General features: G+C 42.0%; 22 protein-coding genes and 1 pseudogene. 10 read left to right on the plus strand and 13 right to left on the minus strand.

Features of this window, described 5'->3' with window-relative positions; genetic code table 11:
* Positions 1-145: 145 nt before the first annotated feature.
* The 3 genes from greB to envZ all read left to right on the plus strand — a co-directional run bounded on the left by greB (position 146) and on the right by envZ (position 3,121).
* Complete coding sequence (greB, locus tag ACN0T8_RS05275; RefSeq protein WP_417879611.1) at positions 146-625, plus strand: transcription elongation factor GreB; 480 nt, start codon at positions 146-148, stop codon at positions 623-625.
* A gap of 213 nt (positions 626-838) precedes the next feature.
* Positions 839-1,561, plus strand: coding sequence for a two-component system response regulator OmpR (gene ompR, locus ACN0T8_RS05280; protein ID WP_089124664.1), 723 nt, complete (start codon positions 839-841; stop codon positions 1,559-1,561).
* A 216-nt stretch (positions 1,562-1,777) separates the two neighbouring features.
* Entirely contained in the window at positions 1,778-3,121 is a 1,344-nt protein-coding gene (gene envZ, locus ACN0T8_RS05285) for a two-component system sensor histidine kinase EnvZ (RefSeq protein ID WP_417879612.1), read from the plus strand.
* Positions 3,122-3,515: 394 nt separating this feature from the next.
* On the opposite strand, the gene ACN0T8_RS05290 is transcribed toward envZ, so the two are convergent.
* From ACN0T8_RS05290 to coaBC, 6 genes are all read right to left on the minus strand, one after another.
* Positions 3,516-4,877, minus strand: a complete 1,362-nt coding sequence (locus ACN0T8_RS05290; protein ID WP_417879613.1) for a uracil-xanthine permease family protein — start codon at positions 4,875-4,877, stop codon at positions 3,516-3,518.
* 480 nt (positions 4,878-5,357) lie between these two features.
* On the minus strand, positions 5,358-7,439 hold the full coding sequence (recG, locus tag ACN0T8_RS05295) for an ATP-dependent DNA helicase RecG (RefSeq protein WP_417879614.1): 2,082 nt from the start codon (positions 7,437-7,439) through the stop codon (positions 5,358-5,360).
* A gap of 180 nt (positions 7,440-7,619) precedes the next feature.
* Positions 7,620-8,591, minus strand: a complete 972-nt coding sequence (lpxL, locus tag ACN0T8_RS05300; protein WP_417879615.1) for an LpxL/LpxP family Kdo(2)-lipid IV(A) lauroyl/palmitoleoyl acyltransferase — start codon at positions 8,589-8,591, stop codon at positions 7,620-7,622.
* Between the two features lie 160 nt (positions 8,592-8,751).
* Complete coding sequence (slmA, locus tag ACN0T8_RS05305) at positions 8,752-9,342, minus strand: nucleoid occlusion factor SlmA (protein ID WP_192999792.1); 591 nt, start codon at positions 9,340-9,342, stop codon at positions 8,752-8,754.
* 160 nt (positions 9,343-9,502) lie between these two features.
* Positions 9,503-9,961 (minus strand): dUTP diphosphatase, encoded by a 459-nt coding sequence (dut, locus tag ACN0T8_RS05310; protein WP_417879616.1) that lies wholly within the window; start codon positions 9,959-9,961, stop codon positions 9,503-9,505.
* A 15-nt stretch (positions 9,962-9,976) separates the two neighbouring features.
* Complete coding sequence (gene coaBC / locus ACN0T8_RS05315) at positions 9,977-11,185, minus strand: bifunctional phosphopantothenoylcysteine decarboxylase/phosphopantothenate--cysteine ligase CoaBC (protein WP_417879716.1); 1,209 nt, start codon at positions 11,183-11,185, stop codon at positions 9,977-9,979.
* A 327-nt stretch (positions 11,186-11,512) separates the two neighbouring features.
* Between coaBC and radC the strand changes: the two genes are divergently transcribed.
* From radC to mutM, 5 genes are all read left to right on the plus strand, one after another.
* Positions 11,513-12,187, plus strand: a complete 675-nt coding sequence (gene radC, locus ACN0T8_RS05320) for a RadC family protein (RefSeq protein WP_417879617.1) — start codon at positions 11,513-11,515, stop codon at positions 12,185-12,187.
* An 89-nt stretch (positions 12,188-12,276) separates the two neighbouring features.
* Positions 12,277-12,633, plus strand: a complete 357-nt coding sequence (locus ACN0T8_RS05325) for a four helix bundle protein (protein WP_417879618.1) — start codon at positions 12,277-12,279, stop codon at positions 12,631-12,633.
* Between the two features lie 378 nt (positions 12,634-13,011).
* Complete coding sequence (gene rpmB / locus ACN0T8_RS05330) at positions 13,012-13,248, plus strand: 50S ribosomal protein L28 (protein WP_004728407.1); 237 nt, start codon at positions 13,012-13,014, stop codon at positions 13,246-13,248.
* A gap of 13 nt (positions 13,249-13,261) precedes the next feature.
* On the plus strand, positions 13,262-13,429 hold the full coding sequence (rpmG, locus tag ACN0T8_RS05335) for a 50S ribosomal protein L33 (protein WP_002535344.1): 168 nt from the start codon (positions 13,262-13,264) through the stop codon (positions 13,427-13,429).
* Positions 13,430-13,896: 467 nt separating this feature from the next.
* Positions 13,897-14,718, plus strand: a complete 822-nt coding sequence (mutM, locus tag ACN0T8_RS05340; RefSeq protein ID WP_417879619.1) for a bifunctional DNA-formamidopyrimidine glycosylase/DNA-(apurinic or apyrimidinic site) lyase — start codon at positions 13,897-13,899, stop codon at positions 14,716-14,718.
* Between the two features lie 282 nt (positions 14,719-15,000).
* Here the strand turns inward: mutM and coaD are convergent, their stop codons facing one another.
* Positions 15,001-15,486: a pantetheine-phosphate adenylyltransferase gene (coaD, locus tag ACN0T8_RS05345; protein WP_417879620.1), complete on the minus strand. Its 486-nt coding sequence runs from the start codon at positions 15,484-15,486 to the stop codon at positions 15,001-15,003.
* A 216-nt stretch (positions 15,487-15,702) separates the two neighbouring features.
* On the opposite strand from coaD, the gene ACN0T8_RS05350 reads away from it, so the two are divergent.
* A complete protein-coding gene (locus tag ACN0T8_RS05350) occupies positions 15,703-16,707 on the plus strand; it encodes an NAD-dependent epimerase (RefSeq protein WP_417879621.1) in 1,005 nt (334 codons plus the stop codon).
* A gap of 57 nt (positions 16,708-16,764) precedes the next feature.
* On the opposite strand, the gene ACN0T8_RS05355 is transcribed toward ACN0T8_RS05350, so the two are convergent.
* The 3 genes and pseudogenes from ACN0T8_RS05355 to ACN0T8_RS05365 form a co-directional block, all read right to left on the minus strand.
* Positions 16,765-17,853 carry a glycosyltransferase gene (locus ACN0T8_RS05355; protein WP_417879717.1) on the minus strand — a complete coding sequence of 363 codons (1,089 nt, stop codon included), beginning with the start codon at positions 17,851-17,853 and terminating at the stop codon, positions 16,765-16,767.
* Between the two features lie 12 nt (positions 17,854-17,865).
* Positions 17,866-18,630, minus strand: a pseudogene (locus tag ACN0T8_RS05360) (glycosyltransferase family 2 protein); the annotation flags it as partial.
* Positions 18,627-19,688 (minus strand): glycosyltransferase family 9 protein, encoded by a 1,062-nt coding sequence (locus ACN0T8_RS05365; RefSeq protein WP_417879622.1) that lies wholly within the window; start codon positions 19,686-19,688, stop codon positions 18,627-18,629. The gene ACN0T8_RS05365 and the pseudogene ACN0T8_RS05360, both read right to left, overlap by 4 nt.
* A gap of 322 nt (positions 19,689-20,010) precedes the next feature.
* Between ACN0T8_RS05365 and ACN0T8_RS05370 the strand changes: the two genes are divergently transcribed.
* The gene (locus ACN0T8_RS05370; protein WP_417879623.1) at positions 20,011-20,730 is read left to right on the plus strand and encodes a 3-deoxy-D-manno-octulosonic acid kinase; all 720 of its coding nucleotides are present in this window, start codon (positions 20,011-20,013) and stop codon (positions 20,728-20,730) included.
* Positions 20,731-20,749: 19 nt separating this feature from the next.
* Here the strand turns inward: ACN0T8_RS05370 and waaA are convergent, their stop codons facing one another.
* The 3 genes from waaA to ACN0T8_RS05385 are packed head-to-tail and all read right to left on the minus strand — an operon-like array spanning position 20,750 to position 24,163.
* Complete coding sequence (gene waaA, locus ACN0T8_RS05375) at positions 20,750-22,018, minus strand: lipid IV(A) 3-deoxy-D-manno-octulosonic acid transferase (RefSeq protein ID WP_417879624.1); 1,269 nt, start codon at positions 22,016-22,018, stop codon at positions 20,750-20,752.
* 12 nt (positions 22,019-22,030) lie between these two features.
* On the minus strand, positions 22,031-23,062 hold the full coding sequence (waaF, locus tag ACN0T8_RS05380) for a lipopolysaccharide heptosyltransferase II (protein ID WP_417879625.1): 1,032 nt from the start codon (positions 23,060-23,062) through the stop codon (positions 22,031-22,033).
* A gap of 12 nt (positions 23,063-23,074) precedes the next feature.
* Complete coding sequence (locus ACN0T8_RS05385; protein ID WP_417879626.1) at positions 23,075-24,163, minus strand: glycosyltransferase family 9 protein; 1,089 nt, start codon at positions 24,161-24,163, stop codon at positions 23,075-23,077.
* Between the last annotated feature and the right edge of the window lie 13 nt (positions 24,164-24,176).

Below are 24,176 nucleotides of genomic sequence, written 5' to 3' on the forward strand. Positions count from 1 at the left end.
AATGCTTACTGTTGGCTAGGATTCTGCAAGCTAATCGACTAGGGAGCAAGGGATTAATCTTGAGTTGGCGATAAATTAACAATCGACTTTGCAGTATAATCAAAACTATTAACGTTTAATTGGTGTTATTTTTCAGGATATCGATGTGAAAACTAAACTGATCACCCGAGAGGGCTATAATAAGCTAAAAGCTGAACACGATCATTTGTGGCATGAAAAACGCCCGGAGATCACTAAGATAGTGACTTGGGCTGCTAGCCTAGGTGATCGCTCTGAAAACGCTGACTACACCTTTAACAAACGTTTACTTCGTCAAATAGACCGACGGGTGCGATTCCTACGCAAGTTTCTGCCCGAAGTAACCATAGTAGATTATTCTCCTGAACAAGAAGGAAAGGTTTTCTTCGGAGCTTGGGTCGAAATTGAAAACGAAGCTGGGGATGTGAAGTCATTTCGCATTGTGGGGCCGGAAGAAATTTATGGCGATGCAAAAGACTATATTTCAATTGATTCACCAATGGCACGAGCCTTGTTGAAAAAAGAAGTAGACGATGAAGTCGTAGTCAAAACCCCCGATGGTGATAAAGCATGGTTTGTGAACGCTATTAGTTATAAAAAACCATAAAAAGAGTATGCATTTGTTACAAACTGGTACTTAGTTAAAGACAATTTGCTTTATATTTAAGTATTCTGAGTAAAGTTTCGATTAGGTGTATGTTCAGCCCGATTGATACCCAAGTAACTTCAAGATGATAGCTCTGAATTCTGTATCTTGAAGTCACTTGGGTATAGGGTATATTGATTAAAATCACCAGTGATAGTGAATAGGAAGAATTCAATGCAACAAGAAAATTACAAAATTCTAGTGGTCGATGACGATGCCCGTCTACGTTCATTGCTCGAACGTTATTTATCAGAGCAAGGTTTTCAAGTACGTAGTGTTGCCAATGCTGAGCAAATGGACCGTTTATTAACCCGTGAAAACTTTCACTTAATGGTGCTCGATTTAATGTTGCCTGGTGAAGATGGCTTATCTATTTGCCAGCGTTTACGCAAAGATAATAACCAACTACCAATTGTAATGCTGACTGCGAAAGGGGATGAAATCGATCGTATCGTTGGTCTAGAAGTTGGTGCCGATGATTACTTACCAAAACCATTTAACCCACGTGAGTTGCTAGCGCGTTTACGTGCAGTATTGCGTCGCCAATCAGTAGAAGCGCCGGGAGCGCCAAGCTCAGATGAAGAAATCGTTAAGTTTGGTGAATTTACTTTAAACTTAGGTACTCGTGAAATGTTCCGCGGTGAAGAGCCAATGCCACTAACCTCGGGCGAATTTGCGGTATTGAAGATTTTGGTCACCCATGCTCGTACACCAATGTCCCGTGACAAGTTAATGAACATGGCACGTGGCCGTGAATATTCAGCAATGGAGCGTTCGATTGATGTACAAATCTCTCGTCTTCGCCGCATGCTAGAAGAAGATCCAAGCCATCCTCGTTATATTCAAACGGTTTGGGGCTTAGGTTATGTCTTTGTTCCTGATGGGAAGAAGGTGTAATACGGGGCTCGAACCTCGTCGCTCGTTACTCGAAAAAGCGCAGAGCTGCAAAGCAACGCGCTTTTATTTTATGTGCTCTATGATGGATCTTAGCTACGACAAGCGAAGCGCCCTAGCCATGAGAAACGATAACTGATTGACAGTCACCCTAATGACTATCAAACTTCTTTTTAATTATTAGTAACCTTTCTATTTCTTATTTAATCGGTACTTTCCATGCTTCGCTTTCGCAGTTCTCGTACTCAAACTGTTTTTTTCTTAGTGGTTCTTCTGATCGCTAGCCAAGTTTTGTCTTATATGATCGTGTTTAACTACGCGTTACTTCCGAGCCTTAAACAATTTAATCGGATTCTTTCCCACGAAGTTCGGCTGATGTTAGACGAAGAAGATATGTTGAAGCAATCAGGTGAACAAGAACGACCATTTCGTCGTGAGCTACTAGCTGAACTTGGGGTGTCAATTTACCCGAAAGATTCTCCGCAAGCTAAAGAGTTTGAGGTTGCCTCAGCTATCGACTTTTTGAGTGAAGAAATGGGGGCTGAAGTGGGCTCACCGACGGAAGTTCGGTTAGTTTTAAGTGCTGAAAGTTATGTTCTATGGCTTAAAGTCGATGCTTTGCCCGATCACCTCATCCGTATTCCGCTAACCGAATTAACTGAAAAAGATTTTGCACCTTTGTTTCGCAACAGCCTGTTAATTGCCTTGTTATTAATTGCTGGTATGTGGTTTTTCATGCGTTTGCAAAATAGGCCATTAGTGGCATTGGAAGATGCGGCGAAGAAAGTGGGTAAAGGGGAAATTCCTGATCCGGTACCAGAAAAAGGTGCGTCAGAAATTTTAGCTGTAACCAAAGCGTTTAACCAAATGTCGAAAGGTATCCAAGCCCTAGAAGAAGATCGCGCTTTATTAATGTCGGGCATTAGCCATGATTTACGCACCCCGTTAACACGTATTCGTTTAGCCACCGAAATGATGTCACCGCAAGATGATTACCTAGCTGAAAGCATGATTAAAGACACCGAAGAGTGTAATGAAATTATTAGTCAATTTATGGATTACCTTAAACCAGCTCATACCAAAGATCACCAAGCGGTAAACTTAAATCAAATTGTCTCGGAAGTGGTGGTTGCAGAGCAAGATAAACACAGTACCGATTTTGAATTAACCATTACTGAAGGGATTCGTCATGCTCTAGGTGAAGCCGTGGCGCTTAAGCGTGTAGTATCTAACTTAATTGTTAACGCATTACGTTATGGCAATGGCTGGATTAAAGTGTCTACCGGTATGACGGCAGATAATAAGTTGGTTTGGGTTACTGTTGAAGATAATGGACCTGGCATTGATAAAGCCCAACTCGCATCGTTATTTGAACCTTTCACCCGGGGGGATACTGCTCGTGGTAGCAGTGAAGGTGCGGGATTAGGGCTTGCGATTGTTAAGCGTATTGTCAGCCAGCATCAAGGCCTAATTGTCGTCACCAACCGTACTCAAGGTGGTTTGAAAGTGCAGATCAGTATTCCAACCGCGAAGAAAGATAAGAGATTGGTTAGAGAAGGGTAAGCGCGAGCCGAGCTTCGGGGACGCTGCGCTAGGGAGCCGGGGAGATTGTTGCGTGTGACGTGTTTCGAGTAGCGTGTAAAAAGCAACAGCGTGTGGCTGGGTAGATACGTCGTCATCCCCTACATGAGCCTAAGCGAAGAAGATAGGGGATCTACTAAAAGCGTATTGAATCATTCTGTTTGTCATAGCTTATTGCGCGTGGTGATTAGATTCCCGCTCTCGCTAAGGCTCGGCAGGAATGACGCTTTCTGAGGGGGTCGTGTAAAAGCATAGCGATCGCTGAACTGCTCTTCCCAGGGACCAGAAACTAGGAACCTTTATTTCCTTACTCGTATCTAGTGCGCCTCGCTTCTCGTAACTCGAAGCGGAGCGCACTCGGATCTAGCTACACTTTCTAATCCTCTTTATTTGTCGGCAACAACATACTGAGTAAAATTGCGGTGATCCCACCTGCAGCCACACCTGATGAGAAAATACTCTTAATAAATTCAGGCATAAATTGCAGAATCTCTGGCTTTTGCGCAATGCCTAGCCCCATCGAGAACGACAGTGCCATGATTAAAATCGCGCGACGGTCTAAATCAACACGTGAAATAATACGAACCCCAGCTGCGGCAATTGTGCCGAACATCACGATAGTCGCGCCGCCAAGTACTGGTTCTGGAATTAACTGTACAAAACTTGCTACGCCCGGAAATAAACCCAGAATAATCAGCATGCCAGAAATAAAGTAACCCACGTAACGACTCGCGACACCCGTTAACATTATGATGCCGTTGTTTTGGCTAAAGGTTGAATTAGGGAAACTGTTAAAAAGTGCGGCAATGGCAGAGTTTAAACCATCGGCTAACACACCACCTTTGATACGTTTTAGGTAAACCGGGCCATCAACTGGCTCGCCTGAAACTTCTGACGTTGCGGTAATATCACCAATCGCTTCTAGTGCGGTGATAAGGAAGATTAGCACTAAAGGAATAAACAGCGACCAATCAAACCCTAGACCAAATTGCATCGGAATCGGCAAGGCGACTACTTCAGTATGAGCGGTTTGGCTGAGATCAAGCATTCCCATGAAATAAGCTACAACGCAGCCGACAAGCATCGCAATCACAATGGATGCTACACGTAAATATGGGTTTTTCGCTCGATTTAAAATCACGATTAAACCTAATACTACGCCAGCAAGTGCTAGGTTATCCAAACTGCCGAAGGTGTTGTTTTCCATTGCGCCATAGCCACCACCAATTGAGACTAAGCCGATTTGGATTAACGTTAAACCAATTAATGTCACTACAATGCCCGACACGAGTGGGGTAATAATTTTTTGTGCGTACTGCAAAATGCGAGATAAGAAGATTTCCGCACTAGAAGCTACCAAGATAGTGCCGAAAATCGCTGCCATCATAGTTTCAATCGAAGCGCCACCGGCCTTCAACGATAAGCCAGCGCCGATGATCGGTCCGAGAAAGTTAAAACTAGTGCCTTGAATGGAAAGCAAACCAGAACCAATAGGCCCAATAGTGCGTATTTGGATAAATGAACAAATACCCGAAGCAAATAGTGACATGCTGATAATGGTATTGGTTTGCTCGGCAGGCACCCCTAAAGATTGGCAAATTATAAGGGAAGGGGTGATGACCGCAACAAACATCGCAAGTAAGTGTTGCAGAGCGGCAAAAATGGTTTGAGGAAAGGGTGGACGATCATTTAATTGATACACCAGTTCCGTAGGTCGTGAAGCATGCGGGGCAGTCATAATCTTCCTTATAATCCCAATGTTTTTTGACTGATACGTCAAGAATTTTGCGCATATTATAAGAGGTTGGATGAAGAAAGCAAACGTTTGCGCGTAAGCGATTATCGAGTCTAGGGTGTTTCACTTCTCGTGACTCGGAAAAGAAAGAGCAGAGTGATTGTGGCGAGTTGAGTGTTTTGATTAAAAGTAAAAGCGTGTGAGCTTGGGGTAAGTACGTCGTCATCCCCTACATGAGCCTAAGCGAAGAAGATAGGGGATCTACTAAAAACGTATTGAATCATTCTGTTTGTCATAGCTTATTGCGCGTGGTGATTAGATTCCCGCTCTCGCTAAGGCTCGGCAGGAATGACATTTTTTTGCGGGTTTCGTGTAGTGTGTAAAAGCAATAGCGAGCGCTGAACGGCTCTTCCTAGGAACCGAAACTAGGGACTAGGAACCTTTATGTCGTAGCGCTCTCGGATCTCGAAACCGCTTTTATTCTTACGCCTTCACATACTCACTACGCTCACCCAACCAACGCTCAACGATCGCTTTGGCATTGTTTGGATATTGCTGGTGGATGTGGCGAGCAATGCGTTGTACTTCGGGGATTAGGTATTGATCTCGCAGTAAATCGGCGATTTTAAAATCCGCTACGCCAGTCTGCTTGGTGCCGAGTACTTCGCCGGGTCCTCGGATTTCGAGATCTTTCTGGGCTATCACAAAACCATCGTTACTTTCACGTAGCACGCCGAGACGCTTTTGCGCGGTTTTAGACAGTGGCGCGTGATAAAGCAGCACACAAGAACTAGCAACCGAGCCACGTCCTACTCGACCACGTAACTGATGCAGTTGTGCTAAGCCTAAACGCTCAGGGTTTTCGATGATCATCAAACTGGCGTTAGGTACATCGACTCCAACTTCAATCACGGTAGTAGCGACTAATAAATGTAATTCACCGGATTTGAATTGCTGCATCACTTGCTGTTTTTCGGAGGGCTTCATACGACCATGCACCAAACCAATGTTAAGTTCAGATAGTTGGTGTTGTAATTCTTCTGCGGTATCCGCAGCAGCTTGAGCTTCTAATACTTCGGATTCATCAATTAAAGTACACACCCAATATGCTTGTTTACCTTCTTGGGCACAAGCGATGCGAACTCGTTCGATAATGTCGTTTCGGCGAGTATCAGCAATCGCGACGGTTTGAATCGGCGTTCGACCGGGCGGCAGCTCATCAATAATGGATGTTTCCAAATCGGCATAAGCGGTCATCGCAAGGGTGCGCGGAATTGGCGTCGCCGTCATGATTAGCTGATGAGGATAACTACCTTGTCGCTTCCCTTTCTCGCGCAACTCTAAACGTTGGTGAACACCAAAGCGGTGTTGTTCATCAATGATCACTAGCGCTAGATGATTAAATTCCACATGCTGCTGAAAAAGTGCGTGAGTGCCCACTATCATCTTTGCTTCACCAGAGGCAATGCGTCCTAGCTGAGTTTGTTTGGCTTTTCCTGTTAATTTACCTGCTAACCAGCCGACTGAAATACCGAGTGGCTCTAACCATTGGGCAAAATTAATTGCATGTTGTTCGGCTAATAACTCGGTTGGTGCCATCAATGCGACTTGATAACCTTGTTCTAATGCGTGAGTGGCTGCTAACACTGCAACGAGCGTTTTACCGGAGCCAACATCGCCTTGCACTAATCGCATCATTGGGTGTGGCTGTTGTAAGTCTTTTTCAATCTCTCTGACTACACGAGCTTGAGCATTAGTTGGCGTAAAAGGTAGAGTGGCGAGCAGTTGCTGTTTAAGTTGGCCAGTGCAGTTGAGTGGTAATGACTGATCTTGTTGCCCTTTACTACGCACATCCAACATAGATAAATTCTGTGCGAGCAATTCTTCAATAATTAAGCGTCGTTGTGCTGGGTGCTTACCCAATTCAAATTGTTGTATATCGATGTTAGGAGAAGGGCGATGAATGGTATGCAGCGCTTGATTTAAGGTAATTTGATGATCGTATAAACCGCTAGGCAGTAATTCAGTTACTGCAGAACTATCTAATAATTCGAGTGCTTGGTCGGTTAAGCTTTTGAGCGTATTTTGGCGTAAACCATCAGTCGTTGGATAAATCGGCGTTAAGCTTTGTTCCAACTGCGGCGTATCATTGCCATTTAAAAAGTGATAGTCAGGGTGCATGATCTCAAGCCCCATATTGCCGCGTTTGATTTCACCATAAGCGTAGAGCGGGCGACCTTCGGCAAAGCTGTTTTTCATGCCAGCATTGAAATTGAAAAAGCGTAAAGTCAGGGTGCCATTGCCATCACTCACTTTGACGGTCAGCATTTTTTTGCGACCAAAGTGAGTATCGCAACTCATCACTCGACCTTGAATCGCGACAAATAATCCGGCATGTAATTTGGCGATAGGGTAGACACGAGTACGATCTTCGTAGCGCAAAGGCAAATGAAACAGTAAATCTTGGATTGAATGTAAACCTATCTTGGCTAGTTTTTCAGCCACCTTTGCCCCAACACCTGAAAGGGAAGTTAATGGTACCGCGGAAAGGATTTGTGGTTGCATTGAGGATTCTCGTATGTCGGGCGCTTCGCTGCTCGTGACTCGAAAAAGAAGGAGCCAACAAGCAGAGCGTTTCTCGTGTTTCGTTTTAGGGAGCTACGTTTTCGAATAAAGCACTTCATCGGTTAATGGTAGTGCTATCGAGTCACGAGCTACGATAAGCGAAGCGATCGAGCCTCGCGTTTATTTATACCTAATCCCTTTCGGCTGTCCATCAGACATGGTCTTGAAGCGTTTATGTAGCCACATCCATTGATCACCACCACGTAAAATCAGTTTTTCAATGGTTTTATTCATGAGAGTAGCGGCACCTTCAGGATCACGACGTGGGAAGCTTTCACTAATATCCTGCTCGATTCGGAAGTCGTAACGGAAACCGACTCTGAAACAAGAAACAGGAAGTACCGCACATTTACTTGCGTCAACTAACACACTAGTGCCGGTGGTTGTGCAGGCATCTTGAACTGCAAAGAAAGGCACAAATACTGAATTTTTAGGGCCATAGTCATGATCTGGTAGATAGAATAACTTTTTGCCTCTGCGTAGAACTTTCAACATACCTTTTACGTCTTTACGGTCGACCATAATGTTGCCGTTGCGAGTACGGCCCCAATGCTGAATAAAGTTATAAGCTGGATTGTTGTGTGGGCGATAAACACCATAACCTGGGGAGAATAACGCGCAACAGCGTGCGGTTAATTCAACATTAAGGGCATGAACACCACAGATCAACGTGCCGCGACCTTGCTCTTCGAATCGAGTTAGACGATCGACGTGATAATAACCCACACGTTTTTTTAAACGCCAATCAGGCCAAAACCAAGCAATCGCACTTTCAAAGATCGCAAAGCCAGTATTTTTGAAGTTCTCCTTAACCACATAATCACGACGAGTCTGACTGATTTCTGGAAAGCATAGCTCAAGGTTACGTTGGGCAACTTTTACACGTTTCTTAACGATAAACATCGATAAGTAACCCAATGAACGGCCAGCACAATATAAAACGCGATACGGTAAGACATTGACAAGTAAAGCAATAAAACCAAAGCCGAGCCAAACGCCCCAGTATTTCGGGTGTAATAAGCTAAGTGAAAACTTTGGTGGCACAAAATTGACCAGAGATTCCTCTTTTTGGGATGGTTTGTTATCGGTCATTCATTTCTCTCTAAAATTATGCGTATTGATGGTTAAAAGATTTACGAATTTCGGGCACTTCGTTTCTCGTGACTCGTTGCTCGAAATGATTTCGACTTTCGCAATTGTTTCTTTTTCGAGAAACAAGCAGCGCAGCGGTCGAGTAACGAGTCTCGTTCTTTTATTCCATCTGCGCTTTTAACAACGCCCAATATTGCTCAAAATTTTCTGTTGGTTGGTATTTAAAATCTGAGCGTACAAAGCGGTTTAAACTACCTTCGACTTGACCTAATAATTGAGCTGCTAAAATCGATTCATCGACCGGAAAGCTTTTACCTTCACGAATTTGACGTTCACGCAGGATTTGGCGTAGCTGAGTTTCAATGCGATCAAATAATTGATTAATACGGCTACGTAGGCGTTCATTTTCAAACATTAATGCGTGACCAGACATGATACGAGATAAGCCAGGGTTACGCTCAGCAAAGGCTAATAACAATTGTAGGACCAAACGAATGCGGTTCAAGGTATCTTTTTCTTCGGCTAAAATTCGGTTGATGCGAGATAACAAGGCATCTTCAATAAACTCAATTAACCCTTCAAACATACGTGCTTTACTTGGAAAGTGACGATAAAGTGCCGCTTCTGAAACCCCAACTTGTTTCGCCAATTTCGCGGTAGTAATACGCGAGGCACCATCTGTTGACTCTAACATTTGCGCCAATGCCTGAAGGATCTCTTCACGACGATTATGTTTTTTTGGCCCTGCCATGGTTTTTCCTTGTTTTATCTTATCGTTTTTCGAGCGCTACGCTTCTAGTCTCTCGTTTCTCGAGGTTATGTGACTTAAGTTGAGCAGATAGTTGTGGTAAGAGCGCGAATCTATACCTAGTTACGAGGAGCGAAGCGCCCTAGACACGAGCTTCGGCTTTTTATGCCTTCCCCGAATGCCCAAAACCACCTTCACCACGTACAGTGGCATCAAAATCTTCTACGATATTAAATTCAGCTTGCACGACTGGCACAAAAACCAATTGTGCAATGCGGTCGCCAGGTTCAATAGTAAAAGTATCTTGGCTGCGATTCCAGACTGAAACCATTAATTGGCCTTGGTAGTCTGAATCAATTAAGCCGACTAAATTTCCGAGCACGATACCATGTTTATGGCCTAAACCAGAACGAGGAAGGATAGTTGCCGCTAGATGAGGATCATTAATATGAATGGCAAGGCCGGTTGGAACAAGGTGAGTTTGTCCCGGTTCAACGGTTAGCACTTCATCTAAACAAGCGCGTAAATCCAAGCCAGCAGAGCCTTCAGTTGCGTAGGCTGGTAAAGGGAATTGTTTACCGATACGGCTATCTAATACTTTTAAATCAATCTTCTTCGTCATGTTTAATGTCTTCTTTTACTGATTAAATTGTTCGGCAATAATGTTAAGTAACTGTTTGGCTAATTGCGTTTTGCTTGAGGTTGCCAAGGCTTGTTCGCCGTCATTCCAATATAAATGTAGGGCATTGTTGTTACTGTTAAAGCCTAACCCTGCGATGGAAACATCATTGGCGCAGATGAGATCTAAATTTTTCTTTTTCAGTTTGCCGCGAGCATATTGTTCGACATCTTGAGTTTCAGCGGCAAAGCCTACAGTAAATGGACGTTGTTTTGTTAGCGCGGCAACTGAGGCAACGATATCGGGGTTTTTCACCATGTTGATCTGCATGTGATCGTTATCGGAGGTTTTTTTGATTTTCTGCTCTGCGACGTTACTTGGTCGATAATCGGCAACTGCCGCACAACTGATGAAAATATTATTGATTGTCGCATGTTCCATCACTACCTTGTGCATTTGCTCTGCGCTTTCGACATCAATGCGTGTGACGTTGGTAGGTGTCGCTAATACCACTGGGCCGCTGATTAATGTTACTTCTGCGCCCATATTGGCGGCGGCTTCTGCAATTGCAAAGCCCATTTTACCTGAGCTGTGATTAGAGATATAACGCACCGGATCGATGGCTTCGCGAGTCGGGCCTGCGGTAATTGCGAGTTTAATATTTTGCAATGGCTTAGGGCCCAAAAAGGCTTCACAATGGGCGACAAGCTCCATTGGTTCTAGCATGCGACCATAGCCCACATCACCACAAGCTTGTTGTCCTGCTGCTGGGCCCCAAATCATCATGCCACGTTGAGTTAAAGCAGACAGGTTTTCTTGAGTGGCAACATTGGCATACATTTGTTGGTTCATCGCCGGAGCCACCGCTATTGGAGCATCAGAGGCTAGAATCAATGTAGTAAGCAAATCATTGCCCATGCCCGCACGCATTCTGGCAATTAAATCGGCAGTGGCGGGGGCGAGTAAAATTAAATCAGCCCATTTGGCTAATTCAATATGGCCCATTGAAGCTTCTGCTGCAGAATCTAATAAACTATCGGAAACGGGACGCCCTGAAACGGCTTGCATGGTTAGTGGCGTAATAAATTCTTTGGCCGCAGGTGTCATCACTACTTGAACCTGTGCACCGCGTTCAATGAGACGACGAGTGAGGTCAGCACATTTGTAAGCCGCAATACCACCACTGATTCCTAAAAGGATTTTTTTTCCTGCTAAGCTTTGTTCAATCACAATAACCGTACCTGAATGAAATGAAGTTAAGCTTCAATTGACACGATTTACATCTTTTTGCTTCCTCGACATTACTTGCTAGAAAACGATAAAAGAGAGTGTCACCATGAAGTCGATGGGTATAAGTTACCATAAGTTTATAAATTGAGAATAATTCAGCATCGATAAACTTATTTTAGGTAACTTCGATCCAATTAACATTTTGATTGTAACCTTTTTTTTACTCACCCATTGTTAAGATCTTATCGGTTTTTTCGCTTTATCCATTTGAGTGATGAGAGAAAGCTTGTTGTTATCGAGTTTTGCTCAATATAAGCCTTTATCATGTCTTTAAAACTATTGCCTGAAGAATCTCGCCCTCGTGAAAAACTACTCGCACGAGGCCCTCAATCGCTATCGGATGCAGAATTATTAGCGATTTTTCTACGTACCGGCCTACAAGGCATGAATGCGATAGAACTCGCTGACCATTTATTAAAAAACTTTGGCTCACTACGTGCGTTGCTTTCTTCTTCACAACAACAATTCTGCTCCCATAAAGGACTCGGCAGTGCCAAGTTCGCGCAGCTGCAAGCTGTGGTTGAGATGACCAAGCGTTATTTAGCTGAAACCATCAAACGTGGCGATGCATTAACCAGCCCAGAGCACACCAAGCATTACCTTAGTAGTGTACTGCGAGACCGTCATAGAGAAGCTTTCTATGTTTTGTTTTTAGATAACCAGAACCGAGTGATCAGCGATGAAGTCATGTTTGAAGGCACGATTGATGCGGCCTCTGTGTATCCAAGAGAAGTCGTTAAACGCGCCATGCACCACAATGCTGCTGCATTAATTCTCGCCCATAACCACCCATCTGGAATAGCCGAACCGAGTGATGCCGACCGAAGAATCACTCGCCGCTTAGTTGAAGCAATGGGATTGGTGGATATACGAATACTGGATCATTTTGTCATTGGTGATGGGGAAGTGGTGTCATTTGCGGAAAGGGGATGGATGTGAGCAAACGAAGCTCGTGACTAAGAGCGCTTCGTTTCTCGTATTTCGGAAAAGACACTGGGAATCTCAATTAACTAATTGATAGGGCGATTATGCGGTATGAAAAATTAAGGGTATGGCAATTTAGTTTTGATCTTACCAAGAAAATTTATAAACAATCAGAGAAATGGAAAGATTACGGTTTAAAAGATCAAATTCGCAGAGCCACTGTGTCCATAGTATCGAATATTGCAGAAGGGGAAGAGCGACAAACATTAAAAGAATCCATTAGATTTCTTTACATTGCCAAAGGCTCGGCAGGAGAAGTTTTAACTCAATTAATGCTGGATCGTGAATTTGGGTATCTTGATGATGAACTAGCAGATGAGTATGAACTACTCGTACGTGATATTTCTAAGATGCTAGCTGGTCTTATTAGTTCTAGGGGGATTAAGATAAAAATAGGTTAAAGGTGAAAATTCAATACTAGGTATAGCGCTGTTTCTTATGGCTTTTTTTCTTTTTCGAGCCACTAGCAACGAGATTCCGAGCGACGATTACTCTTTTATTAAAAAAATCACTTAGCTTTTGCCGAAAATCTGCTACAATCCGCGCACTAATTTTATAGAACCTTATTCAGCTCTGTGTTCTTGTGCAAAAAAAAGCGTTTAAAAACTGCTCTGCTCAAAAAAAGATCGTGTTTTTCCTAAAAAGGATCCGCACAGGTCTTGAGCAATGCATGTCAAGTTAGTATAATGCGCGACCTTTGATAGCCTTGGTATGGTTTTTTCCATAGCGGTTTTTGCCCCAAGGTGATATCGAGCTGAAACGATTTGGAGAAGACATTCATGTCCCGAGTATGCCAAGTAACTGGTAAGCGTCCTGTAACGGGTAACAACCGTTCACACGCACGAAATGCTACCAAGCGTCGTTTTCTGCCGAACCTACAAACTCACCGTTTTTGGGTCGAAAGCGAAAAACGCTTTGTTAAACTACGTCTAACTGCTAAGGGTATGCGTATTATTGATAAGAAAGGCATCGATGCTGTTCTTGTTGATATCCGTGCTCGTGGCGAGAACGTATAAGAGGAATTGAACAATGGCTAAAGGCATTCGTGAGAAAATCCGTCTAGTATCATCTGCTGGAACAGGTCACTTCTACACAACTGACAAAAACAAACGCAACATGCCAGGCAAATTTGAGATCAAGAAATTTGATCCAGTAGTTCGCCAGCACGTTATGTACAAAGAAGCTAAAATCAAGTAATTGGTTTTCCTCTTTAGAAATTGAAAACCCAGACTACTTCGGTAGGCTGGGTTTTTTTTTAACAAAGTTCCTGGTATCTAGTTCCTGGTTCCTAGAGGTGGGTGCTGGAAGACTGTAGGTCTAAAAATAATTTTGTATGTTGCTGTGTTTAAAAAGGTAGTTGAAAGTGATAAAAGTTGTCATCCTTGAGGAGCCTAAGCGACATCAAGGATCTATATACAGCACGTGGTGAGTAGATTCCCGCTCTCGCTTAGGCTCGGCAGGAATGACGGTTAGTTTGCCGAGATCTATGGAGTTCGAGTAAAAAACAGCGCCCACAATTTGCTCTTCTCAGGGACTAGGAGCTAGGAACCAGGAACTTATATCCTTCTTGACTTGGTTTCGGCTTTGATGCACTTTCAACGACTAGGTGGTCTCTAACCTTTTCCTAGGGACCAGGAACTAGGAACTATTTACCCGGATATATCATGCCCGAACTACCCGAAGTTGAAGTGAGCCGAATGGGGATCACCCCACACCTTCTCGACCAGAAGATTCAAAAAATTGACGTTAGACAACCGAAATTGCGTTGGCCTGTGCCTGAAGACATCTTATTACTTCAAGGGCAAGTGATTCGCTCTATTCGACGTCGGGCAAAGTACCTATTAATTGAAACTGATCAAGGTACAGCGATTATTCACTTGGGCATGTCGGGTAATTTGCGAGTGTTAGATCAATGGATCGAGCCGAATAAGCACGATCATGTGGATCTTATTTTAACCAATGGCAAAGTGTTGCGTTATCACGATCCTCGTCGCTTTGGGGCTTGGTTGTGGTGTGAAACTGGCATTGAACATGACGTGATGAGTCACCTTGGACCTGAGCCTTTAACTGATGACTTCAATGCACAGTATCTATTTGAAAAAGCTCAGAAACGTAAAGTAGTGGCTAAGCAATTCATCATGGACAATAAAGTCGTGGTTGGGGTGGGTAATATTTATGCTAGTGAATCTTTGTTTAGTGCCAGAATTCATCCTAAAGCAATCGCCAGTACATTAACGCTAGAGCAAATTGCCTTGTTGGTGGATGAAATTAAAAAAGTGTTAGCAAGAGCGATTACTCAAGGCGGTACTACGTTAAAAGACTTTAATCAGGCCGATGGTAAGCCTGGTTACTTTGCTCAAGAACTATTGGTATATGGCAAAGCCGATAAGCCTTGTCCAGTTTGTAGCGAATTGATCATTGAAGAAAAAATTGGACAGAGGAATAGTTTTTATTGTGAAGGGTGTCAGGGGAAAGCGTTTTCGTAACTCGTTTCTAGGGCATTTCGTTACTCGTAACTTGGAAGAGCAGAGCCGAGAGGTGGGGGATTGCGCTAGGGAGCTGAAAATATTAGAAGATGGTTGCGAGTTTCGTGTTATAGGGCGAGTGTAACAGCGAATACTAAAAGTTAGGCGTCATCCTTGAGGAGCCTTGGCGACATCGAGGATCTATATACAGCACGTGGTGAGTAGATTCCCGCTCTCGCTTAGACTCGGCAGGATGGTCTTATCTTTTTCTAGCCACGAGCAGCGAAGCGCCCGATAAACGAGTCACGTTCTTGCTTTAACCTTCTCCACCACATACGGATGCAAAAACTGATCAACATTTCCGCCATGAATGGCCACTTCACGAACAATAGTCGAAGACAGGAAAGCAAACTCTTCGGTGGGAGTTAAAAAGACACTTTCTAACTCTGGCATTAATTTGCGGTACATGCTGGTTAAGCCAAACTCATATTCATAATCGATCGTTGTACGTAGGCCACGGATCAAAATATTAGTTTTCTGCTGCTTAGCAAAATCAACAAGTAGACCAGAAAAGCCCACCGTAGTGACATTCTTCAGATCTTTAGTGACTTCTTTCACCATATCAACGCGTTCTTGCAGGCTAAACATGGTGTTTTTACTTGGGCTTTCTGCAACTGCAACGACGACACTGTCAAATAGGCAAGCACTACGTTTGATTAAATCAAAGTGACCGTTAGTGATGGGATCAAAAGTACCTGGGTAAATGGCTGGTGTGATTAGCTTAGTCATATTGATTTGCTCGCTATTTGGGTGTAAATCATTGATTTGTTATTTATAAACCAAGAATCTAATGATTACTATATTTAGATCTAACGGCAGTATTTCAAAATATAGCCTGTAAATCTATCTGCATTATTAAGTTTATTGATTAAGGTTTTCTGTTGTTGGCTATTACAAGGAGATTGGCATAAAATCACTGCATTAATGTAATTAGGTGAAAGCGATATGAAATATTTAGTAACGGGTGCGGCGGGCTTTATCGGTTCAGCAGTGGTAGAGCGTTTATGTCAAGCAGGTCATCAAGTTGTTGGTGTTGATAATCTTAATGACTACTATTCAGTTGAATTGAAGCATGCACGTTTAAACCGTGCTAATCATGATAATTTTACTTTTATCGAATTGGATTTAGCTGACCGTGAAGGGGTGGCTACATTATTTGCAGAGCAAGGATTTCAAAGAGTGATTCACTTAGCGGCACAAGCAGGAGTGCGTTATTCAATTGATAATCCAATGGCGTATGCAGATAGTAATCTAGTGGGGCACTTAACGATTCTAGAAGGTTGCCGCCACCATAATATTGAACACCTTGTTTATGCTTCCTCAAGTTCAGTGTATGGCTTAAATAAAAAAATGCCATTCAATACCTCCGATACTGTAGACCATCCTATATCTTTGTATGCGGCAGCCAAAAAAGCGAATGAATTAATGGCGCATACCTATTCCCATCTATATGGATTGCCAACGACTGGTTTACGTTTCTTCACGGTATACGGTCCTTGGGGGCGTCCTGATATGGCTCTGTTCAAATTTACTAAAGCGATAGTAGAAGGTGAGGAAATCGATGTTTATAACAATGGCGATATGCAACGTGACTTTACATACATTGATGACATTGTAGAAGGTATCATTCGAATTCAGGATGTGATACCTGAAAAAAATCCACAATGGACAGTAGAAACAGGATCACCAGCAACCAGTTCAGCCCCTTATAAAGTCTATAACATCGGTAATGGTAATCCGGTTAAATTGATGGAGTATATTGAAGCACTTGAAGATGCTCTCGGTGTTGAGGCTAAGAAAAACTTCATGCCAATGCAGCCGGGCGATGTTTATGCGACTTACGCTGACACACAAGATTTATTTAATGTCACAGGCTATAAGCCATCAATGTCAGTGAAGCAAGGTGTTGCTAACTTTGTTGAGTGGTATAAAGAATTTTATAAAAACTAAAGCGAAGAATGTGGATTCAATGGGGGGGTAAGTCATCCCCCATTTTTTCGTTATAAATTACTCTGATAGTAAAGTTTTGATTTTCTGGAAAATTATTTTATTATTAAACTTCTCACTGACCAATACTTTTGCTTGGTGTGAAGTTTTTTTTCGGAGGTCAACATCAAGAATTAAAGACTCTGTTGCAGCGGTAAAGCTCTCTAGATGATTATATTGAGCTAACTTACCTGTCTCACCCTCAATCACCATTTCTGGCATGCTACTTATATCGAAGGCGACAGTTGGCAAGCCCGTCGCCAAAGCTTCAATAATCGCGTTAGAAGAACCTTCGTAGTGAGAAGGGAAAACAAATATATCTAAACTAGCCAAAAATGCTTTAGTGTCTTTTACAAAACCCAGCAAGAAGACATCATTAGTGAGTTTATTTTCTACAATAGCAGATTCTAATTGTGAATATAGTGGACCTGTACCCGCAATATAGAGTTTGACTCTATGTCCACTTTTTTTCAGGTGTACCATCATATCGATAAGCATTAATTGATTCTTTTGATTAACACAGCGACCGGCAGTACCTAAAAGTACGTCCCCTGTTTTCTTAGAGAATAGAGGTGTGATATTTTCTTTGTTATATTCCTGAATATTCACCCCATTATATATCGTATGTATTGAATCCGAGGGAATAATATTAGGGTTATTTTGGACAATAGACCGACCAATCTCATCTGAATTTACGATCACATCAGTCACAACTTTACCAAATAAATAACGATTGAGTATAGTGTTTCTTATAGGGTGTGGCATTCCTCGTCGATAGATAATCTTTTTAATTCCGGCCAATTTAGCCGCAATACCTGCACTTTTTACATCGGCAGGGAGGTTTAACACAATAGAAGAATATTGATAACGCTTAAAGTGTCTATAAAGCTGAAACATTTTAAGCGGGTTAACAAAACTAGTGTTGGTAATACTAAACTCAAAAAGGCTTATATTTGAATCGACTAAAGAGTTGAGTAGCTTACTATTAGGCCGAGAAATGACGCTAACATTATCGGTTTTAGATAATTGAACAGCAGCAGTATGGTGCCATTTTTCTCCCCCACCCCAAGAGTCCGATGTGTTGACAAAACAAACTTTAGCGTTATTCATATCATAACTGATCTTCTTATTTCGCTCTCTAAGCCACAAGTCGGCGTAGCGAATGAAAGTTGTATTCGCACTCAATATTGCTAGTAATAACCCATGTCGACCATCTAAAAAGCCACGTTTAATAATGTACATTTTAAAAAATCGGAAAAAAGCGTGTGATATGGCTGAAAAAAGTGAGCTTTTCTTTTTTCCTTCACGTTGATCTGCCCATGATTTCATATATAGGGACGTTTTTCGAGTATACTGGCTTAACTCATCAAATGTGTTGTGTAATAGTTTGCCTTTAAGCGCTATTACCTTATGGCTGCTTGGTATTTCGACACTTTCATGTACAAGTGCTTGGTTGTATTGGGTATCTTCAGTTCTGTATAATCGAGTAACCCAATCAGGCGACCATCCAGAATATTTAATTTGTTTTCCAAAAGCCGTACTTAGGCGATCTAATTTATAAACACAATGTTGATGGTTTTCTTTAACTACTTTCTGTATTTGTTGCTTTAGTTCAGGGGTTACTTGTTCATCAGCATCTAACCATAATACATAATCACTTGAAATATAACTTTGAGCTAAACGACGTTGAGGGCCAAATCCCGGCCACTTTAAATTAACATAAAACTTATCCGTATATTGACGAGCAATCTCTTCGGTTTTATCAGTACTTCCAGAGTCTAAGATAACAATTTCATCAGCCCAGTCCTTTACTGTATCTAAACAATTCGCTAAGTGTTTTTCTTCATTTTTAACAATTAATGCGACTGTCAGTGTAGGAGTGCTCATAAAACTTCAACCTTTTGCTTAGTAATGATTTTTTTAAGTTGGTTAATAGTGGCTTCTAAAGTGATAGTCGCCATTAAATCAGAGCCTTTTACCCGAGTTCCCCAAGATAATTCTGACGCTGATTTTCCATATTGTTTGAACAAGCATTCATCATAAACACTTACAGTTGTATCTAAACTTAAATATGGGCCTGTTCGCTTCGGGTTACTGTGAGCATATAAACCAATAACCGGTGTGCCTTGAGTTGTAGCCATGTGGGCAGGGCCAGAATCTGGTGCTAATACAATATCTGCTCGATTTAAAACCGCGAGTAACTGCTTGAGTGATGTTTGACCAATAAGGTTGGTGGCTTGATGACACATAAATTGACGAATATTCTCACCAAGCTGTATCTCTCGCTCACTTGGTGAACCACATAGTATAACGTGATAACCCTGTTCTATGGCATAGTCTGCAAATTGTGCATATCGTTCGGTCAGCCAATTTCTTTCATCTTTGCTGGCCGCAGGGCTGATAACAAGAACCTTTTGCTGTGTTGGAATCTGGTGATTTACCCAGTCTGTCTCCAACTGTGAAATTGGCATATTCCATTTAGGCTCAGACTTGGGAACCCCTAAATATTCGACAAATGCTAAAAAGCTATCTAAAACATGTTGTGATTCAACATCATCAATTTTTTTATTGGTAAATAGCCATTGGCCTTCTTTGGCACGCTGTCTGTTAAAGCCTACTTTGTATTTAGCTTTTATGCCGAGCGTGAGAAGGCTCGCGCGTAAGGCGAGTTGCATATGAACGAGAGCATCGAAGTGACGGTCACTAAGTTTTTGCCAAACCGACTTCATGCCGGCATAACCTGCTTTCTTATCAAAAATGATAAACTCAATGCCCTCTAACCCTTCAAGTAACTGAGCTTCAACTTTGCCTATAATCCAGGTGATTTTTGTTTCAGGCCAATGCCTTTGTACTGCTTGTACTGCCGCGACCGCATGGCATACATCACCAATAGCGGATAAGCGCAAGAAACATAGAGACTCAGGGGCAGAAGTAAATAAGGGCATATAGAATTCATTTTTGTAAGAAATTCTGCTGATTATAATGCAAAGCCCTATATTTGTGAAAAGTAACTCAAATTGAGTCGGGAATCGGGGGCGCTTCGCTTCGAGAGCCGAGAAAAAAGAAATATATTGACGTGAAATATATAGCTGAAAAACTTCTTCACGAGACACGAGACACGAGACACGAGACACGAGACACGAGACACGAGACACGAGACACGAGACACGAGACACGAGACACGAGACACGAGACACGAGACACGAGACACGAGACACGAGACACGAGACACGAGACACGAGACACGAGACACGGTATCCTACTCACATGAAAACACTCACATCTCATAAACAAGTCATCTGGTATGACGAAACCTTAATTACCAACTCTGTTGAGCAGGTGTTTGACCCTGAATATTGGCACGCTCAAGGAAAAGTGATTGGTTCGGCACAAGGCCGCGGCACGACGTGGTTTGTGCAAACCGAGCGATTACCAGCGGCGTTACGTCATTACCGACGTGGTGGGTTATTTGGCAAGCTAGTTAAAGACCATTATTGGTTTAGACAATGGCATAAAACCCGTAGTTGTGAAGAGTTTCAGCTATTACAGCATCTGGTTGATGCGGGGGTGAATGTTCCCAAGCCGATTGCGGCAAGAGCGGTCAAACGATCAATCTGTTATCAAGCGGATATTCTGACCCAAAAAATTGAAGGGGCTCAAGATTTAGTGTCGGTTCTGCAAAAGAGCAGCTTGAGTGAAGCGACGTATCAACTTATCGGCCAGCAAATTAAAAAGTTGCATGAAGCGAATGTAAATCATACCGACCTCAACATTCATAACATCTTACTAGATGAAGCTAATAAGGTATGGATCATTGATTTTGATAAGTGTCATTTAGAGTCGAATAGATTTGAAAGCAATATTTCAGTTTGGCAAAAGTCTAATTTAGACCGCCTATTACGTTCTTTTAAAAAGGAAAGGAATAAACGTAATATTCAATGGGTGGAGCAAAATTGGGCTCAGTTGTTGTTAGGTTATCAGCAATAAATACCTCTAAGAGAAAAAGTTACGTAATAGAAATACTTTTAATTGTCTTTTTTACCGCGCCTTGATTTCCTTTAATCACAGCTAATGCTTGTTCTTGGCATTGTTTTCTTATTGATTCAGATTCAATCAGTTTAATTAATTTATGATATATGTCATCTGCCCCCTGACAAATAAAGGCAGCTTTAACCTGAGTCAATTGATGAGTAATATCTGAAAAGTTGTAATAAGACTGCCCAATAAGACAAGGTATTCCCAATGCTGCTGGTTCTAACACATTATGCCCTCCAACTTTATCTCCCAATAAACTTCCGCCCATGAAGCAGACATCAGTAGCTTGCATTAAAATAAGCATTTCGCCCATGGTATCGCCTAAGTAGACTTGCGTTTGAGAAAAATCAGGTTGGGGTTGTGTTCGTCTTGCTGTGTTAAATCCCAATGTGTTTGATAGCAGATAAACGTCATTAAATCGCTCAGGATGACGAGGAACTAAGATTAATAAAGCATTGGGATGAGTCTTTAATAATGCTTGATGAGCCGCTAAAACTTGCTCATCTTCCCCATGATGAGTACTGGCTGCTATCCAGACAGGTCTTTCCGTACCAAGTTGCTCTCTTAATTGATTACCGGCTTCAATCGTTGCTGGGGGAATGGTGATATCAAACTTTAAACTACCGGTGACTGCAAGCTTTTCAGCTGATACCCCTAGTTGTTTAAATCGATCAGCATCAGCTTGATGTTGACACAATATACGAGTAATACCATTTGATAGTAAATTGAATATAGATGGAAACTTCGCATAACGCTCGGCCGAACGCTGAGACAAGCGAGCGTTAATGACTGTAATAGGAATATCTGATTTGGCGACATAATGAATCGTGTTCGGCCAGAGTTCCGTTTCCATAATTAGCATCATTTTAGGCTGAATAGAGCGCAGAAAGCTTTTGAGCGCAAAAGGTAAATCCAGTGGCATATAGCGGTGTTCGGCAATATCACTGAGTTTTTCAGCTTGTTCAGCACCAGTACTTGTTGTTGTCGTAATCACTATGGGTGTATCTGGATATTTTTCTTTCAATTGCTTGATAAAGGGCGTGGCTGCGATTGTTTCACCAACCGAAACGGTATGAATCCAGATTGGAGCTGTAGATTGATCTTTTAGCGGCGGTGTTCGTCCAAAATGTTCCTTCCAACGAGAGCCAAATGCAGGTTTCCCCGGTTTTTTCTTATATAGTCCAAACAGCAAAAAAGGGGCTGCCAAGCATAATAGAAACGTGTAGACGTATCGGATCATGTGTACTTTATCCTATAAGCTACGGTAAGCATTCAGAACTTGTTCCGGTGCGAGCTCTTTTAAGCATTTTAAGTGTTTTAATGGGCATTCACGCTTAAAACATGGGCGGCATTCAATATCAGTATGAACAATGGCCACTTTATCAGCCAAAGGTGGCGTGTATTGTGGTGACGTTGAGCCATAAACACCTATCACCTGGCAACCAACGGCGGCTGCAACGTGCATTAAACCCGAGTCATTACTGATAACAGTTTCGCAAGCGCCAAGTAAGTCTACGGCTTCAATAAGGTTAGTTTTCCCCGCTAAATCATAGGTATGAACTTGATTTTCAACTGAGATCTTTTGCTTGATAGCATCGGTAGTTATTTGGTCTTTAGCGGAACCAAATAACCATACTTGTTTGCCTTGTGAGATGAATTCATCTGCAACGGCTGCATAATGCTCTACAGGCCATTGTTTGGCTGGACCAAATTCTGCCCCCGGACATAACCCGATTATGGCACGGTCTTGGTTGAGATCGAACTTGTCGATACTACGTGACTGAGTAAAAGCATCAATATGCAGTTTTGGTTTTGGGAGCTGTTCGAGACCAGGTAAAGAAGCAGAGCTTTGCATGTCTGATTTTGGGTGAGCAAGCGCCACATAACGCTCGACCATGTACTGAAAATCCTTTTTATTACTTCTTAAATCGGTTAATAAGCCATAACGCATCTCACCTTTCCATCCAGTACGGACTGGGATCCCTGCAAACCAGGGAATTAAGGCAGATTTAGCTGAGTTAGGCAAAACGAAAGCATGAGTATAGTGTTGTAGTGCAAGTTCTTTACCCAATGCACGACGACCTAGAAAATTAAAGTCACCATGGCCGAGCGGCATTTCTATTGCCTGATGAACTTGAGGCATGCGTTCTAAAATGGGTTTACACCATGCGGGCGCAAGCACATCAATCAAGGCTTCAGGGTATTGTTGCTTTAATGTGATATAGAGTGATTGTGACATCACCATATCGCCAATCCAAGAAGGGCTGATGATTAGAATTCTCATAATGTAATCCAGTTATTCTTGTAAAAGTTTTAGGCGTTTTTCTTTTAAGTCTTGCCACTTAAAATCATGCACATAGACACGATCATTGTTATCTTTTGCTTTAGTGTTTAATAGCACTTCATATCGTGATGATAAAGGATGCCATTCTTTTAAGTTTATCGGGTCATCAGCATAAATGCCTATGATTGGTGTGTTTAAAGCACTTGCCATATGGACAACAGAGGTATCAGGAGTAAAGCATAGATCAACTTCAGAAAGTAATTTTAGAGTCAATTCTAGAGATGGTATTTCAGATACGAGTAAAATTCTATCATGATTGATTTTCTTTACGATGCTTTTTAAAACAGGGACTTTATCAGGTACCGGTATTAAATAAAGATTATCTGTTGGAAACTCTGTTAGCCAGCGAGTGAGTAGTTTTATCGCTTCTATTTCTGAGAATTGTCTATATTTACTGGAACCGAAAAGATTGATAGCGATGTTATTATTATTTGAAAGATTGGGCAACGTGATGGATTCATTAAATGGAATCATCGGAATCTTGATATTCTTCAGTGAAGCTTTTGGAATAAATAGTTTAGCGACGGCTAAATAACGGTCTTTAAAGTGAACGGCACTTGAGTCAATATTAATATTAAAAATTGGGTGAGAAAATTTTTCGTAGCCAATATTTATTGGTGATCCTAATTGGTATAGCGCAGTTAATTCTTTAAAATCAAAACTACTACCCAGTTCTATAGTTGCATCAAATTGTCCACGATATTGTTTAAACTCTAGAGCTGTTTTTTGACTTCTTTTACCACATAAAAGTATGTCGCAATGGGTTGCATTTTTCAGCCAGTTGGCACAAAAGTCAGGTGAGATAACGGTAACTTTGATATCTGGTCTATATTGCTGTAAAGCCTGAATAAATACACCACACATTATCGCATCACCGAGTTTATTATCCCAGCGTAGGATTGCTAATGAGCGTACATGAGCTATTTTAGGAGATCTGCCCGATAGTGGATCTTTATCGTATTTTTGAGAAGTTCGAGCTAATTTCCAAGCTTTGATTTTATTTCTAAAGGCGCGATTTTTGTTTTTAAGGATCTTTAACATAATAGAAGATCGT

This window comes from Vibrio sp. (genome assembly GCF_048266485.1).
GTDB lineage: Bacteria > Pseudomonadota > Gammaproteobacteria > Enterobacterales > Vibrionaceae > Vibrio.